This is a genomic window from Priestia megaterium (assembly GCF_041941685.1).
Lineage (GTDB): Bacteria > Bacillota > Bacilli > Bacillales > Bacillaceae_H > Priestia > Priestia megaterium_C.
On the sequence record NZ_CP130958.1, the window covers coordinates 559,306 to 572,077 of the forward strand.

Consider the following 12,772-nt stretch of genomic DNA (forward strand, 5'->3'; position numbering starts at 1 on the left):
TCGAGATTCTTGATAGAGAATCCAATTCGTTCGGATTTTTTTATTGGTAGGGTGAACGTAGGTTTCATATATGTAGGTGCTTCTAGCTGTTGAGCTGAGCACCTTGACCGGACATACGTAGGTTTTGTAAACTGATTACTTAGATAGAATTGATTTGAAAGGTGATTATATTGAACATTTATATAAAAGGTATAGAAGATGAGCGTTTTTTACGTCCGCTTCACCGAATTTCAGATTTGTTTTTTGAAGAAAGCAACGTCTCCTTTGAGGATGATAACGAAGCTCAGCTGAAAGTCGAAGTAGAGCTAAAAGTTCATGAAGAAATTTATGCGAAAGCAGTGCTGCATGACGCTGAAACGGACAAGGTGTTTACAGAAGAGCTTGCTAAATCGTTTACGCCGTATGAAACAGAAAAAGAAAAATTTAAGCAAATAAAAAATGTGGTGCTTCGCGTCTACTTATCTGTACTACAGGAGTATACAAGCATTGTTCAAAAATGGGGTATTTTAACTGGTATACGTCCGACGAAGCTGCTTCATATGAAACTGCAGTCAGGCACAAGTAAAGAACAAGCGCATCGTGAGCTAAAGGAAGAATATTTAATCACCGATGACAAAATTAATTTAATGCAGCATATTGTGGATCGTCAACTAGCAGCTATCCCCGATTTACATGAGTTAAAGAACGAGGTAAGCATTTATATAGGCATTCCGTTTTGTCCGACGAAGTGTGCATACTGTACATTCCCAGCCTATGCGATTAACGGACGTCAAGGATCCGTTACGTCATTTTTAGGCGGCTTGCATTATGAGATGCGTGAAGTAGGAAAATGGCTAAAAGACAATAACGTAAAGATTACAACCGTCTATTATGGTGGAGGCACACCAACGAGCATTACCGCTGAAGAAATGGACATGCTGTATGAAGAGATGTATGAATCGTTCCCAGATGTACAAAATATCCGTGAAATTACGGTAGAAGCAGGAAGACCCGATACGATTACGGAAGAAAAGCTAGCTGTTTTGAACAAATGGAATATTGACCGGATTAGTGTAAATCCGCAGTCTTATATTCAAGAAACCTTAAAAGCTATTGGACGTCATCATACAGTTGAAGAAACTATTGATAAATTTCATCTTTCTCGAAAAATGGGGATGAATAACATTAACATGGACTTAATTATTGGGCTTCCGAATGAAGGTGTAGAAGAATTTCAGCATACGCTAGACGAATCTAAAAAATTGCTTCCTGAATCTTTAACTGTTCATACGCTATCGTTTAAACGCGCGTCTGAAATGACTCAAAATAAACGGAAATACAAAGTGGCAGATCGCTATGAAATTGGTAAAATGATGGATTTAGCGACTGAGTGGACTCAAGAACAAGGATATGAACCTTATTATTTATATCGCCAAAAAAATATTTTAGGTAATTTAGAGAACGTTGGATATTCATTCCCTGGTCAAGAGAGCCTGTACAATATTATGATCATGGAAGAAAAGCAGACGATTATTGGTCTTGGATGCGGGGCATCTAGTAAGTTCGTGCATCCAGAAACAGGCATTATTACAAGGTTTGCGAATCCAAAAGACCCAAAATCGTACAACGATGGATTCGAGCACTACACACAAGAGAAACTCAAGATTTTAGATGAATTATTTAGGAAATAAAAAGGTCACTTTTTAGTGATCTTTTTTTATTTTCGGCAGGGAAATGTCGGAATTTGTTGAATATATAAAGAGTTGTAAGCGTTTTCTTATTATGACGATGCGAGGTGCCGCTTAATGATGAATGTACAGTTAACCGTACCATCTATGATGGAAAGAGCTGAAAAACTGTTTAGTAAAAAAGAAGTGGTTTCTAAATCTTCAAAAGGAATTCAGCGTTTAACTTATAATCAGTTAATAAAACGGACTCAGCAGCTCTCTAGTATGCTAGAACGAATTGGAGTGAAGCGAGGAGAAAGAGTCGGGACGTTTGCATGGAATCATCATAGACATCTAGAAGCTTATTTCGCCGTGCCCGGAATAGGCGCTGTTCTTCACACCATCAATATCCGGTTAGATCCTGAGCAAATTGTATACATCATTAACCATGCACACGATAAAGTCATTTTATTTGATGAATGCTTTTTACCTTTATTTGAAAGCATTCATCAAAAGCTTCCACATGTTGAAGCCTATATCATTATGTCAGATGAAAATAAGCTGCCAGAAACAGACTTGCCAGTTTATCATTACGAAAATTGGATTAAGCAAGGGGATGCATCGCATTCTTTTGTTCAAGATTTAAACGAAGAAGAACCAGCAGGTCTTTGTTATACCTCTGCTACTACAGGAGAGCCAAAGGGCGTTGTATATTCTCATCGCGCTATTTATCTGCACTGTATGGCGCTAGGGCTTGCTGATAGTGCTGGATTATCAGAAGCTGATACCGCTATGCCTATCGTTCCAATGTTTCACGTGAACGCATGGGGAATTCCTTTTGCTGCCGTTTGGTTTGGAACAAAGCTCGTGCTGCCGGGTGCTTTTTGTACTTCAGAGACGATTGCTTCTCTGATTGAAGAAGAGAAAGTAACTCTGGCTGCAGCAGTACCTACCGTTTGGTTAAACTTTTTACAAGAGATAGAAAAAAGGCCTTACGCAGTCGATAGTTTGCGAGCTATTTTATGTGGCGGATCAGCGGCCCCAAAAAGCGTCATTCGAGAATTTCAGGAAAAATATCAAATTGAATTTATGCATGCATACGGAATGACGGAAACAAGCCCTGTAGTGACCGTCTCCCGCTTAAAAAGCTATCAGTACAGCGAAGACTTTGAGTATCAGCTCAACGTAAAAGCGAAGCAAGGTTTCTTAGTTCCTGGCGTTGAAATGAAAGTAATAGGTCAAAATGGCGAAATTGCTTGGGATGGAGTGGAAATGGGTGAGCTATTACTAAAGGGCCCATGGGTAGCTTCTGAATATTACAAGGATAAAAGAACAGAAGATACGTTTAAAGACGGCTGGCTGTATACCGGAGATATTGTGACGGTTGACGAAGAGGGAACGATCAAAATCGTAGACCGAACAAAAGATTTAATTAAAAGCGGAGGAGAATGGATTTCATCGGTTGATCTAGAAAACGCGCTTATTGCCCATGAAGCTGTTTTCGAAGCCTGTGTCATAGCAGTCCCTCATGAGATGTGGCAAGAGCGTCCAGTTGCTTGTGTCGTGTTAAAAGATGCATACAAAGGCATCGTTTCGTCAGAAGAGCTGCTGGAATTTTTAGCGCCGCAGTTCGCGAAATGGTGGCTTCCAGATGACATTTTATTTATGGATGAGATCCCGAAGACAACGGTAGGAAAGTTCTTAAAACGTACGCTTCGTGAACAAGTCCTCAATTATTATCAGAAAGGGTGAGTAAGATGACCGTCGAATTAAAAGTAGTAGAACTAGTTTTGCAAGAGCGTATCGCCACAATTTCGTTTAACAGGCCGGATGCGTTAAATGCATTAAACGAAGAAGTGCTAGAGCAGTTTATTCAATGTTTAAAAGTTGTCGAAGAAAGCGAAGCAGATTTTTTAATAGTAAAAGGAAACGGAAAAGTATTTTCAGCAGGCGGAGATATTAATATGATGATGTCACCTTCACAATCAGAACGTTTTGAGCAGGTAATGGATTTGATTAATGAAGCCGTGCTGACTTTATACAGCCTCTCTCAAATGACGATAAGTGTACTGCACGGTGCGGCAGCAGGGCTAGGGCTGAGCATCGCGCTTGCTTCTGATTATATTATTGCAGAAAGACACACAAAAATTGCCATGAACTTTATCGGCATTGCTCTAATTCCAGACGGAGGCGGTCACTTTTTACTAGAAAAGCGCATCGGTGCTCATCGTGCAAAACAGCTAATTTGGGAAGGAAAGACATTAAAAGCAGAGGAAGCTCATCAATTTGGCATAATTGATGAAATAAAAGAAGGAGATTTGGCGAAGCATGTAGAAGATTATCTCTCATATTGGCTAAAAAAACCTTCACGTGCTTTGAAGGAAACAAAGCGAATTTATGTGGAGACATCTATTTCACAATTAAAGCAAGTGCTTGCGCTTGAGAAAAGAAGTCAGTTTGCTATGAGCCAAAGTTCGGATCATAAGGAAGGTGTACGTGCGTTTCTGGAAAAGCGAGCGCCTGTTTTTAATCAAAGTGAAAAAGATATTTCCGAAAATTAAGTGAACTAGTTTAAAAGCCAATATTTTTGTCTATCATATTGATAGAGCATGTTTAAAAGTTGCAAAACAGTGGTAACACAAGATAATGTAGAAACTAATGAGGTGATTGGAAATGAACAAAACAGATTTAGTAAACGCAGTGGCAACAAAATCAGAGTTAACAAAAGCAGATGCATCTAAAGCAGTTGACGCATTACTAGAAACAATTTCATCAACGCTAGGTGAAGGTGAAAAAATTCAGTTAATCGGCTTCGGTACATTTGAAGTACGCGAGCGTGCTGCTCGTACAGGCCGTAACCCTCAAACGGGTGAAGAAATGCAAATTCCAGCATCAAAAGTACCGGCATTTAAAGCTGGTAAAGAACTAAAAGAAGCTGTAAAGTAATATAAAACGCCGGAAAGCTAAAACTTTCCGGCGTTTTGTATTAACGATGAAACAATACAAGTTTTCCGCTAGAGCTAACGCATCGATGCGTTTTTTCTAAATAGGAAAGCTCTTCTAACTTCTTGGTGCCGATAGTCTTTGCTTCTGTCTCAGAAACTGCTTCAAAACTTTCATCTATTAATTTTTCTCCAGTCTTTTCAAAAGCAGTTAATGTGTAAGTACTCATAAAATCTACTCTCCTCTTATAATATAATTGTAAGCGCATTCAACATATTTCTCGTCCTATTCCTCTAAATCCTGCTAAGGTTTACAGATATCATTTTTTTCCATACAATAAACATAGGTTTATTTACAAAGGAGGAATTAAATGTCTCTTTCTATCCGTGAAGTTTCAAAAAGGTACGGTGAATTTACAGCTGTAAACGAGCTATCCTTGCAAATTCCAAAAGGCGAAGTGTTTGGTTTTTTAGGTGCAAACGGTGCTGGCAAAACGACGACGTTTCGAATGATTTTAGGGCTCATTGAACCAACCTCAGGTCACATCCAATGGAATGATAAATCTTTAACTTACAGTAGAAGTCATCTAGTTGGCTACCTTCCAGAAGAAAGGGGACTGTATCCGAAATTAAAAGTCAAAGATCAGCTTGTATACCTTGGACGGTTGCGCGGAATGAAAAAAGCGAACGTGTTGCAAGAAATGGAGCACTGGTTGTCTCGATTTAATATTCCTCAATATGCTTCCAAAAAAGTAGAAGAGCTATCCAAAGGAAATCAGCAAAAAATTCAATTTATTGCCTCCGTTATTCATCGACCGGAGCTGCTTATTTTAGACGAACCTTTTAGCGGCTTGGATCCTGTAAACGTAGAGGTATTAAAAGAAGCGGTGCTTGATTTGAAAAAACGGGGAACGACGATTGTTTTTTCAAGTCATCGAATGGAACATGTGGAAGAACTTTGTGAATATTTATGTATTATGCATCATGGCACGCCTGTAGTGTATGGAAGGCTCCCAGAGATCAAACGTTCATTTGGAAAGAAAAACGTCATTGTACACGGAAAAGGTCCGTTTGAGAGAATTACAGAGCTTGAAGGCGTTGTAAAGGTGAAAAAAACGGTTGAAGGCATGATTGTTCAAATTCAACATGAATCCGTATCACAACTCATTTTTCAAGAACTTAAACACTTTTCATTTGTATCTAAATTCGCAGTGGAAGAGCCTTCATTAAATGATATTTTCATTGAAAAGGTAGGTGCTTCCTATGAATAAATTTTGGGTCATTGTCTTTCATACATATCTTAATAAATTAAAAACAAAATCTTTTATTATTACGACGGTTATTACTGCTCTTATTCTAGTTGCTCTTACAAATATGGAGAAAATTATCGACGTTTTTAATTCAGACGATAATGGAACAAATGTGGGTGTCATCTATGAAGTGGAAAGCGTATATACTTTGTTCAAACAAAATGTAAATGTCATGGATAAAGACATTCATTTAAAAGAATTTACGTCTGAGTCTAAGGCAAAACAAGCGGTAAAAAACGGGGAGCTCGATAGCTATTTACTTTTATCTTTAAACGATAAGCAGCTGCCTCAAGCTGTGTACAAAGCTAACTCCTTGGCCGAATCAAACCTTTCTTCTACCTTAGAACAGGCGGTACAGCAAACAAAAGTGGCTATGGCTACAGTAAAAATCGGGTTAGAAGAAAAGCAAATTGATCAGCTTTACAGCCCTGTTTCATTTAAAAAGAAAGCGTTAGTTGAAAATGCCAAAACAGAACAAGAGCTAAATCAAGCAAGAGGTCTTGTGTATGTGCTGCTGTTTGTTATTTATTTTGCCGTTATCATGTATGGGAGCATGATTGCGATGGAAGTAGCTACTGAAAAATCATCCCGCGTTATGGAGATCCTTGTATCGAGCGTATCACCTATTACACAAATGTTTGCTAAAATCATTGGAATTGCACTGCTCAGCTTAACACAGCTTGCAGTGATACTGAGCGTGGGCTACACATCGTTAAAAGCCAGTGTGGAAACAAATCATAACGGTATCTTTTCTTATCTCGGATTTAATGATGTTCCGCTGACTACATTCGTGTATGCATTTGTCTTTTTCATATTGGGGTACTTCCTTTTTGCTACGCTCGCGGCTTTTTTAGGTTCTCTTGTGAGCCGTATTGAAGATGTACAGCAAATGATTACGCCTATGACCCTTGTGATTGTGGCCGCTTTTTTAATTGCTATGTTTGGACTTGGTGATCCTGAAACCACAATCATTACGGTCACATCTTTTATCCCGTTTTTTGCTCCGATGATTATGTTTTTGCGTGTAGGTATGTTAAATGTTCCTGTGTGGGAAGTGAGTGTATCGATAGGGATTTTAGTTGTGACGATTACTGCTTTAGCTATATTTGGTGCCCGTGTGTATAAAGGAGGAGTCCTTATGTATGGGCAATCTACCTCTTTTAAAGATATTAAAAAAGCGCTGCAGCTAACGAAAAAAGAAACATAAAGAAGTGAGAGGCTGAGACAAAAGTAGTTTAGTTGAAGGAAGATCCGAACGAACAACCTAGATTCTTGATGGAGAATCCAACTCGTTCGGATTTTTTTATTGCTATGGTGACCATAGTTTTCATATATGTGGCTGCTTCTAGCTGTGTATTGGAGAGCAAGACGAAGACTCCTGCGGGAAAAGCGGAATAGGTGAGGCCCCACAGGAGCGGAAGGGACGAGGAGGCTCAGCGCCCTCCCGCGGAAAGCGAAGTCTTGCGGGGAAATCAACAGCGGTGTCTCAAGCAGTTCAGCTCCTTTATGCCATTTGTTGGTCTTTAGATTGCATTGATTTTGTTATGTCGCAATCTCATCTTTTATGAAAAAGCGTCTACCCGTGCATTCGGTGCCAAGCGATGGTAAAATGAAATGTAAAGAGCTGTAAATAAGCGGACGAAGCGATAAGAGCTTTGCTATTAAATACATAGAATGAACTAGTAAGGAGGAAAAGATCATGACAAAAGGAATTGCTCAATACGAAGTAGGAGAGCAAGTTGATCTTTATTTTTTAATTAAATCCTCAACGAGAGGAATTGCAAGCAATGGAAAGCCATTTTTAACGGTAATCCTACAGGATAAAACAGGTGATATTGAAGCCAAGCTGTGGGATGCTTCCCCAGATGACGAGGAAAATTATGCTGCTCAAAAGATTGTGCGAGCTGCTGGAGAAGTAATGAATTACCGCGGGCGCAACCAGCTGAAAATACGCAACATTCGTCCTGCACAGCCCCAAGACGGAGTGCGCACATCTGACTTTTTAGAAGTGGCGCCTTTATCTCAAGAAGAAATGGTCGAACATATTACAAAGAGTATATTCGAAATGAAAAATTCGAATGTCCAGCGCATTACTCGCCATTTGTTTAAAAAATATCAAACGGAATTTCTAGAATATCCGGCAGCAACTAAAAATCACCATGAGTTTGTATCGGGACTTGCCTACCATGTGGTGTCTATGCTGAAGCTGGCTGAGTCATTTTCAACCCTTTATCCAAGCTTAAACCGCGACTTGCTGTACGCTGGAGTTATTCTTCATGACCTTGGCAAAGTATTTGAACTTTCAGGTCCTGTTTCGACGATATACACAGTCGAAGGGAACCTGCTTGGCCATATTTCGATTATGGTGAATGAAATTGGAAAAGCGGCAGAAGAATTAGCGATTGAAGGAGAAGAGGTTATGCTTCTTCAGCACCTTGTATTATCGCATCACGGTAAGGAAGAGTGGGGAAGTCCGAAAAAGCCGTTAATTAAAGAGGCTGAGATGCTTCATTTGATTGACAATGTAGACGCTAAAATGAATATGCTGGACCGAGCATTAACAAAAGTGAAGCCCGGTGAGTTTACAGAGCGTATTTTTGCACTTGATAATCGCTCATTTTATAAACCAACGATTGATTAAAAAGGTATAAGTCTTTCTTCCTTCGCATATAGTGGTTGTAAATAACTGTGATGGGGGATCAATATATGGTGACACTACCAATTTGGATTTATTTAGTTGTAGCAGGCATTTTCTTTAGTGGATTTATGGCGATTCGTGCTGCACAACATGATAAGCAAGTGGATGATTCGTTTATTGAAAAAGAGGGACAAGTCTTCATCGAAAGAATGCAAGTGGAAAAAGAAAGACGCAACAGCGATTCCATCTGATTATATAAAAGAGCCTGTCACATGAGTGACGGGCTCTTAGCATTACTGCTGAGGAGTTTCTACGCCAGATTGACTATCTGTCGCACCTTCTTCGAAAATTGGTTTTACATTTTTATCTTTGACTTCCACTTTTGCTTTATCAAGCTCTTTTTGAATCTTCTTGTTCGCTTCTGCTTGATCTACTTTTGAACGTTTGATTTGCTGCTCAAGTTCGGGTTTCTTTTTCTCAAACGATTCTACTTTCTTTTTATCGACTAGTTTAATGATATGGTAGCCGTACTCTGTTTTGATTGGTTTACTTACTTCACCTTTTTTCAGCTTGTAAGCCGCTTCTTCAAATTCTTTAACCATTTGGCCTTCACCGAAGTAGCCTAAATCGCCGCCGTTAGCTGCAGACTGCTGATCGGTTGAATATTCTTTTGCCAGACTAGCAAAGTCCTCGCCTTTTTTGATTTTCGCTTCTACTTCGTTTGCTGTTTTTTCGTCTTTTACTAAAATATGGCTTGCGCGAATTTGAGGTTTTTGAGCTTTATATTCATCATAAGCTTTTTTCAGTTCTTTGTCCGATACCTTAATGCCTGCTGTAGCAGCTTTTTCACGGAGAATATCAACTTTTAGCATATCTTTGACTTCTTTTTCGCCTTTTTGCTTAATAACTGAATCCACCTGATCACCGTATTGTTCTCTTAGAATGTTCAACTGCTGATCAAGCTCTTTATTCGTTACTTTATATTTTTTACTCAATACTTTTTCTTCGGTAACGCTTCGTACGAGTGTATTAAATTGGTCTTGTCCGATTGTATCTTTCATTTGCTTATACAAATCACCTTGAGTGATATTGCCTGCTTTTGTTTCTACAATTACTTTTGAAGAATCGTTTGCATTTGAAGCATCATTTCCCCCACTGCATGCTGATAAAGCAACGAGACTGGCTGCCGTTGTTAGTGCAACTAAGCTTTTTTTCATACGTAAACACTCCTACTCATCATTTTTACTTATGTAGCTTGACTCAAGATTTACTATATCACATTTCCTGATGTTAGCAAATGAAGCTAAAACCACGTAAATTTACATTTATTTTCCACTAAGTATGGAGTGATTATACGCTTATGACAGCTTTTTTATAAAGCGTTTTCAAAATGGTGGACAAACTCACAGAGTAATCTCCAAACGAGAAGGAAGAGAAATAAATTATGGAGTTTGGGCTAAAAGCCTAGACGTTTTTTGAGCTGATGCATAAGATGCAGTATTAGTAAACAAAGGGGGTGCTCAAATGAGCGGATGCGGACATGGAGGCGGTTTTGCACTATTAGTTGTACTGTTTATCTTATTAGTCATTGTTGGTTGTGCATGTTACCACTAGGAAACAGATGAATATAAAGGGAAAGGGGCGATAGATATGGGTTCTTACGGATGCGGATACGGCAGTGGATTTGCACTATTAGTCGTATTATTCATCTTATTAGTTATCATCGGAGCTAGCTGTTTTTGCTAAGCCTATAAAAAAGCGGTGAGACATCTCACCGTTTTTTATGTAAATGATACTTCAATATAAGATGAAACTAATAAAATGGTAATTAATACATTAATCGTACGAAAAACTTTAGGCTGTTTTTCAGCTGGAATTTCTTTTTGAATACACAATGTATTTGTTAGTGCATTGATGTAGAATAAAATGAATAGTGCAAATACAATAAAGAATATGTACATAAAAATCCCCCTAACAAAATCAGTGTGACGAAGACAGAAAGTCTTATAGTCATTTATATAGTACAGCTTTGTATGAATTTACAAATATCTATATTAACATTACCAAAAAAGCGGTAAAATAGATAGTTATATATACAGTTGAGCAAAGAATTTCAAAAGGTATTTACACAGAAATGCGGTTTTTATTTTATAAAGGGTAGTTAAGAAGTTGAGAAATAGGTTTTAAACGAAATAGCAAAGTGAATGGATAAGAAATGAGTAACAATTAGTCATTGTGCAAAAGGATTGTTAAAAAGGACAGAGGGATTTATATTAATATATGCAGTGAGTACATAATCAGTATATGAAAATCTTTATACGGTGCTACTTAAACAGGAAATGTGAATGACGAAGAAAGAATTATTTGGAAGAACATGAATGAATCATGTACAATATGGAGTAGAGGTATATGAACGTTGAAGGAGTAGGGGAAGCGGATGGAAACTTTAGAATCTCGAGTATCACGTTTAGAATATTACATAAAACTGTTATCTGGGACATCTGAACAAGAAGCTAAACCATTTATTGATTTAGTGGTAAGAAATCAGCTTACAAAGAAGGAAGTAGAGGAAATTTTAATTCTGTGTGAAGATACAAAAAACGAATATATTGAGCAAAAAGCGGAAGGTCTAACAGACTTTGTTCCGCTTCTTACACAATTTGTTGGCATGCTGAATTATAAATTAAATCCCAGAGAGACGGTCGAATCGCTTCGTTATCAACCTTCTTATCAAGATGTGATGAATGAATTTTTTGAAATTATTCAATGGATAAGGGACTAACCATTAAGAGTTTGAAATAGTCTCCTGGTGGTTCTCTTTATCTTTCTTGACAAGCTTGCCATCTTCTTCAGTGAATTCTTCTTCGATATGATGGAAAGATCGCTCGAAGATATCCATAAAATCTTCACCGTAAATTTTGCGAATGACGGTCATTAGTTCCATAAACTCTGGGAATTTGCCGTACAAGTCGCGCAACGGAAGTGCGCCGCTGAACACTGAATTATTAGAAGGTTCGTAATGTTCCATTAAATCTAATAAAATGGCCTCGCCTTTATCTGTCAGCTGAATGTACGTATTTCGCTTGTCGCTTTCTTTTTTAGAAAATTCAAGTAAACCTCGTTCTTCTAGTTTTTTGGAGAAGTTAAATGCAGTAGAAACGTGCATAACTCCAAACTTTGCAATTTCAGAAATGGAAGCCCCGTTTAAATGATATGAAATCCATAAAATATGATGCTCGTTAATATTAAGGTCATAAGGCTTAATCCATTGCTGCCAATCCTTCTCTACGGTTTTCCAAAGGGCTTTACTTAATTGGGCAATGCGTTGGCTAAATAGAAGTGCTTCTTTCAAACTGTAATCTTGATCACTAGTCTTTTTCATCTTCTCCCACCTACTTAGTCTCTTTTTTTATTTATCTTCTATTATGCCAATAAAATAAAAAATTATAAAGATGTAAATTTACAAAATTTTAAAAAATTAAAAAAGAAGGCGTCTTAACCTTCTTTTTTGTCAATTTTTTCATTGGGATTTTTAGTTGTCTGTACATGTTCCTCTAGGTTTGACAAAGAATTTTGGATTTCTTTCAAATGATGCTGAAGGGATTCCTTATGAGGGACAATTTCTTCTTTAAACTGACCAAGGGTAGTAGAAAGGTCACTTGCGATATTTTTCACTATAGTATTTCCTTCTCTGGCGGTCATTTGTACTTGTTGAGAAACAGCTTTTATTTTTGTTGAGAGCTCTTGTTGTGAAGCGTTAACTCGGTCTTTTCGAGAGCTGACACGCTGTTTAAGTTCTCGTCCTGAATATGGAGTAACAAGAAGCGTTGTAATAGCGGCTACGGTGCTTCCGATTGCTGCTCCAGCTGCTAGTTTTTTCATTCTGCTCATGATTTATTTCCTCCTATGTAGTAAAGTAATTGCTAACACTTCCTTCTGACATAATCATAAAAAAATAGCATAGATTTATACAAAAGAAGGAGGTTATCAACATGGGGTAGCTTTATTCATTCTTTTGATAATTAGCCTGAGTTTTTTTCTGGCTGCCTTTAAATGGTTTAGCCTTACGACTAGAACGGCATCATATCCACCTAAACATGTGCTGAAACAAAAGTCTCTTACATGTGCGACAGTGGCTTTTGCGAGTTTTTTATTGGCGCTTATACTTTATTATGTAACCTAGGATGGAGAACTTAAACCTTTATTACATAGTAAGTCTTCATACCTATTGTATGA

Annotated in this window: 16 protein-coding genes; 11 read left to right on the forward strand and 5 right to left on the reverse strand. The window is 38.0% G+C overall.

What is annotated here, in order from left to right; genetic code table 11:
• Nucleotides 1-167 precede the first annotated feature (167 nt).
• The 4 genes from Q5794_RS03045 to Q5794_RS03060 all read left to right on the forward strand — a co-directional run bounded on the left by Q5794_RS03045 (nt 168) and on the right by Q5794_RS03060 (nt 4,592).
• On the forward strand, nt 168-1,670 hold the full coding sequence (locus tag Q5794_RS03045; protein WP_214989060.1) for a coproporphyrinogen III oxidase: 1,503 nt from the start codon (nt 168-170) through the stop codon (nt 1,668-1,670).
• 114 nt (nt 1,671-1,784) lie between these two features.
• Complete coding sequence (locus tag Q5794_RS03050; RefSeq protein ID WP_374988675.1) at nt 1,785-3,398, forward strand: long-chain fatty acid--CoA ligase; 1,614 nt, start codon at nt 1,785-1,787, stop codon at nt 3,396-3,398.
• Nucleotides 3,399-3,403: 5 nt separating this feature from the next.
• A complete protein-coding gene (locus tag Q5794_RS03055; RefSeq protein WP_214989037.1) occupies nt 3,404-4,207 on the forward strand; it encodes an enoyl-CoA hydratase in 804 nt (267 codons plus the stop codon).
• A gap of 112 nt (nt 4,208-4,319) precedes the next feature.
• Nucleotides 4,320-4,592 (forward strand): HU family DNA-binding protein, encoded by a 273-nt coding sequence (locus Q5794_RS03060; protein ID WP_013055305.1) that lies wholly within the window; start codon nt 4,320-4,322, stop codon nt 4,590-4,592.
• 40 nt (nt 4,593-4,632) lie between these two features.
• Here Q5794_RS03060 and Q5794_RS03065 read toward each other — a convergent pair whose 3' ends face one another.
• Nucleotides 4,633-4,818 carry a YhzD family protein gene (locus Q5794_RS03065; RefSeq protein WP_214989038.1) on the reverse strand — a complete coding sequence of 62 codons (186 nt, stop codon included), beginning with the start codon at nt 4,816-4,818 and terminating at the stop codon, nt 4,633-4,635.
• 141 nt (nt 4,819-4,959) lie between these two features.
• Here Q5794_RS03065 and Q5794_RS03070 point away from each other — a divergent pair, with 141 nt between their 5' ends.
• The 4 genes from Q5794_RS03070 to Q5794_RS03085 all read left to right on the forward strand — a co-directional run bounded on the left by Q5794_RS03070 (nt 4,960) and on the right by Q5794_RS03085 (nt 8,787).
• Nucleotides 4,960-5,859: an ABC transporter ATP-binding protein gene (locus Q5794_RS03070; protein ID WP_029320779.1), complete on the forward strand. Its 900-nt coding sequence runs from the start codon at nt 4,960-4,962 to the stop codon at nt 5,857-5,859.
• A complete protein-coding gene (locus tag Q5794_RS03075) occupies nt 5,852-7,105 on the forward strand; it encodes an ABC transporter permease (protein ID WP_214989039.1) in 1,254 nt (417 codons plus the stop codon). The genes Q5794_RS03070 and Q5794_RS03075 overlap by 8 nt, the downstream gene beginning before the upstream one ends.
• Nucleotides 7,106-7,597: 492 nt before the next feature.
• On the forward strand, nt 7,598-8,539 hold the full coding sequence (gene yhaM, locus Q5794_RS03080; RefSeq protein WP_013055309.1) for a 3'-5' exoribonuclease YhaM: 942 nt from the start codon (nt 7,598-7,600) through the stop codon (nt 8,537-8,539).
• 65 nt (nt 8,540-8,604) lie between these two features.
• Nucleotides 8,605-8,787 (forward strand): sporulation YhaL family protein, encoded by a 183-nt coding sequence (locus Q5794_RS03085; protein ID WP_013055310.1) that lies wholly within the window; start codon nt 8,605-8,607, stop codon nt 8,785-8,787.
• Between the two features lie 42 nt (nt 8,788-8,829).
• Here Q5794_RS03085 and Q5794_RS03090 read toward each other — a convergent pair whose 3' ends face one another.
• Complete coding sequence (locus Q5794_RS03090; protein WP_214989040.1) at nt 8,830-9,753, reverse strand: peptidylprolyl isomerase; 924 nt, start codon at nt 9,751-9,753, stop codon at nt 8,830-8,832.
• A gap of 307 nt (nt 9,754-10,060) precedes the next feature.
• On the opposite strand from Q5794_RS03090, the gene Q5794_RS03095 reads away from it, so the two are divergent.
• Together Q5794_RS03095 and Q5794_RS03100 are read left to right on the forward strand one after the other, a co-directional pair.
• Entirely contained in the window at nt 10,061-10,150 is a 90-nt protein-coding gene (locus Q5794_RS03095; protein ID WP_078081447.1) for a YjcZ family sporulation protein, read from the forward strand.
• A 36-nt stretch (nt 10,151-10,186) separates the two neighbouring features.
• The gene (locus Q5794_RS03100) at nt 10,187-10,282 is read left to right on the forward strand and encodes a YjcZ family sporulation protein (RefSeq protein WP_016762974.1); all 96 of its coding nucleotides are present in this window, start codon (nt 10,187-10,189) and stop codon (nt 10,280-10,282) included.
• 35 nt (nt 10,283-10,317) lie between these two features.
• Here Q5794_RS03100 and Q5794_RS03105 read toward each other — a convergent pair whose 3' ends face one another.
• Nucleotides 10,318-10,497, reverse strand: a complete 180-nt coding sequence (locus Q5794_RS03105) for a hypothetical protein (protein WP_013055312.1) — start codon at nt 10,495-10,497, stop codon at nt 10,318-10,320.
• A 476-nt stretch (nt 10,498-10,973) separates the two neighbouring features.
• On the opposite strand from Q5794_RS03105, the gene Q5794_RS03110 reads away from it, so the two are divergent.
• Nucleotides 10,974-11,318, forward strand: coding sequence for a DUF1878 family protein (locus tag Q5794_RS03110; RefSeq protein ID WP_013055313.1), 345 nt, complete (start codon nt 10,974-10,976; stop codon nt 11,316-11,318).
• Nucleotides 11,319-11,321: 3 nt separating this feature from the next.
• On the opposite strand, the gene Q5794_RS03115 is transcribed toward Q5794_RS03110, so the two are convergent.
• Nucleotides 11,322-11,918 carry an HTH-type transcriptional regulator Hpr gene (locus Q5794_RS03115; RefSeq protein ID WP_014461677.1) on the reverse strand — a complete coding sequence of 199 codons (597 nt, stop codon included), beginning with the start codon at nt 11,916-11,918 and terminating at the stop codon, nt 11,322-11,324.
• A 113-nt stretch (nt 11,919-12,031) separates the two neighbouring features.
• Nucleotides 12,032-12,427, reverse strand: a complete 396-nt coding sequence (locus Q5794_RS03120; protein ID WP_013055314.1) for a YtxH domain-containing protein — start codon at nt 12,425-12,427, stop codon at nt 12,032-12,034.
• Nucleotides 12,428-12,772 lie beyond the last annotated feature (345 nt).

Bases quoted from the DNA above. Each gene is read 5' to 3' on its own strand.
- Q5794_RS03050 (WP_374988675.1), top strand. From the start codon at position 1,785: ATGATGAATGTACAGTTAACCGTACCATCTATGATGGAAAGAGCTGAA.
- Q5794_RS03055 (WP_214989037.1), top strand. From the start codon at position 3,404: ATGACCGTCGAATTAAAAGTAGTAGAACTAGTTTTGCAAGAGCGTATC.
- Q5794_RS03060 (WP_013055305.1), top strand. From the start codon at position 4,320: ATGAACAAAACAGATTTAGTAAACGCAGTGGCAACAAAATCAGAGTTA.
- Q5794_RS03065 (WP_214989038.1), bottom strand. From the start codon at position 4,818: ATGAGTACTTACACATTAACTGCTTTTGAAAAGACTGGAGAAAAATTA.
- Q5794_RS03070 (WP_029320779.1), top strand. From the start codon at position 4,960: ATGTCTCTTTCTATCCGTGAAGTTTCAAAAAGGTACGGTGAATTTACA.
- Q5794_RS03075 (WP_214989039.1), top strand. From the start codon at position 5,852: ATGAATAAATTTTGGGTCATTGTCTTTCATACATATCTTAATAAATTA.
- yhaM (WP_013055309.1), top strand. From the start codon at position 7,598: ATGACAAAAGGAATTGCTCAATACGAAGTAGGAGAGCAAGTTGATCTT.
- Q5794_RS03085 (WP_013055310.1), top strand. From the start codon at position 8,605: ATGGTGACACTACCAATTTGGATTTATTTAGTTGTAGCAGGCATTTTC.
- Q5794_RS03090 (WP_214989040.1), bottom strand. From the start codon at position 9,753: ATGAAAAAAAGCTTAGTTGCACTAACAACGGCAGCCAGTCTCGTTGCT.
- Q5794_RS03095 (WP_078081447.1), top strand. From the start codon at position 10,061: ATGAGCGGATGCGGACATGGAGGCGGTTTTGCACTATTAGTTGTACTG.
- Q5794_RS03100 (WP_016762974.1), top strand. From the start codon at position 10,187: ATGGGTTCTTACGGATGCGGATACGGCAGTGGATTTGCACTATTAGTC.
- Q5794_RS03105 (WP_013055312.1), bottom strand. From the start codon at position 10,497: ATGTACATATTCTTTATTGTATTTGCACTATTCATTTTATTCTACATC.
- Q5794_RS03110 (WP_013055313.1), top strand. From the start codon at position 10,974: ATGGAAACTTTAGAATCTCGAGTATCACGTTTAGAATATTACATAAAA.
- Q5794_RS03115 (WP_014461677.1), bottom strand. From the start codon at position 11,918: ATGAAAAAGACTAGTGATCAAGATTACAGTTTGAAAGAAGCACTTCTA.
- Q5794_RS03120 (WP_013055314.1), bottom strand. From the start codon at position 12,427: ATGAGCAGAATGAAAAAACTAGCAGCTGGAGCAGCAATCGGAAGCACC.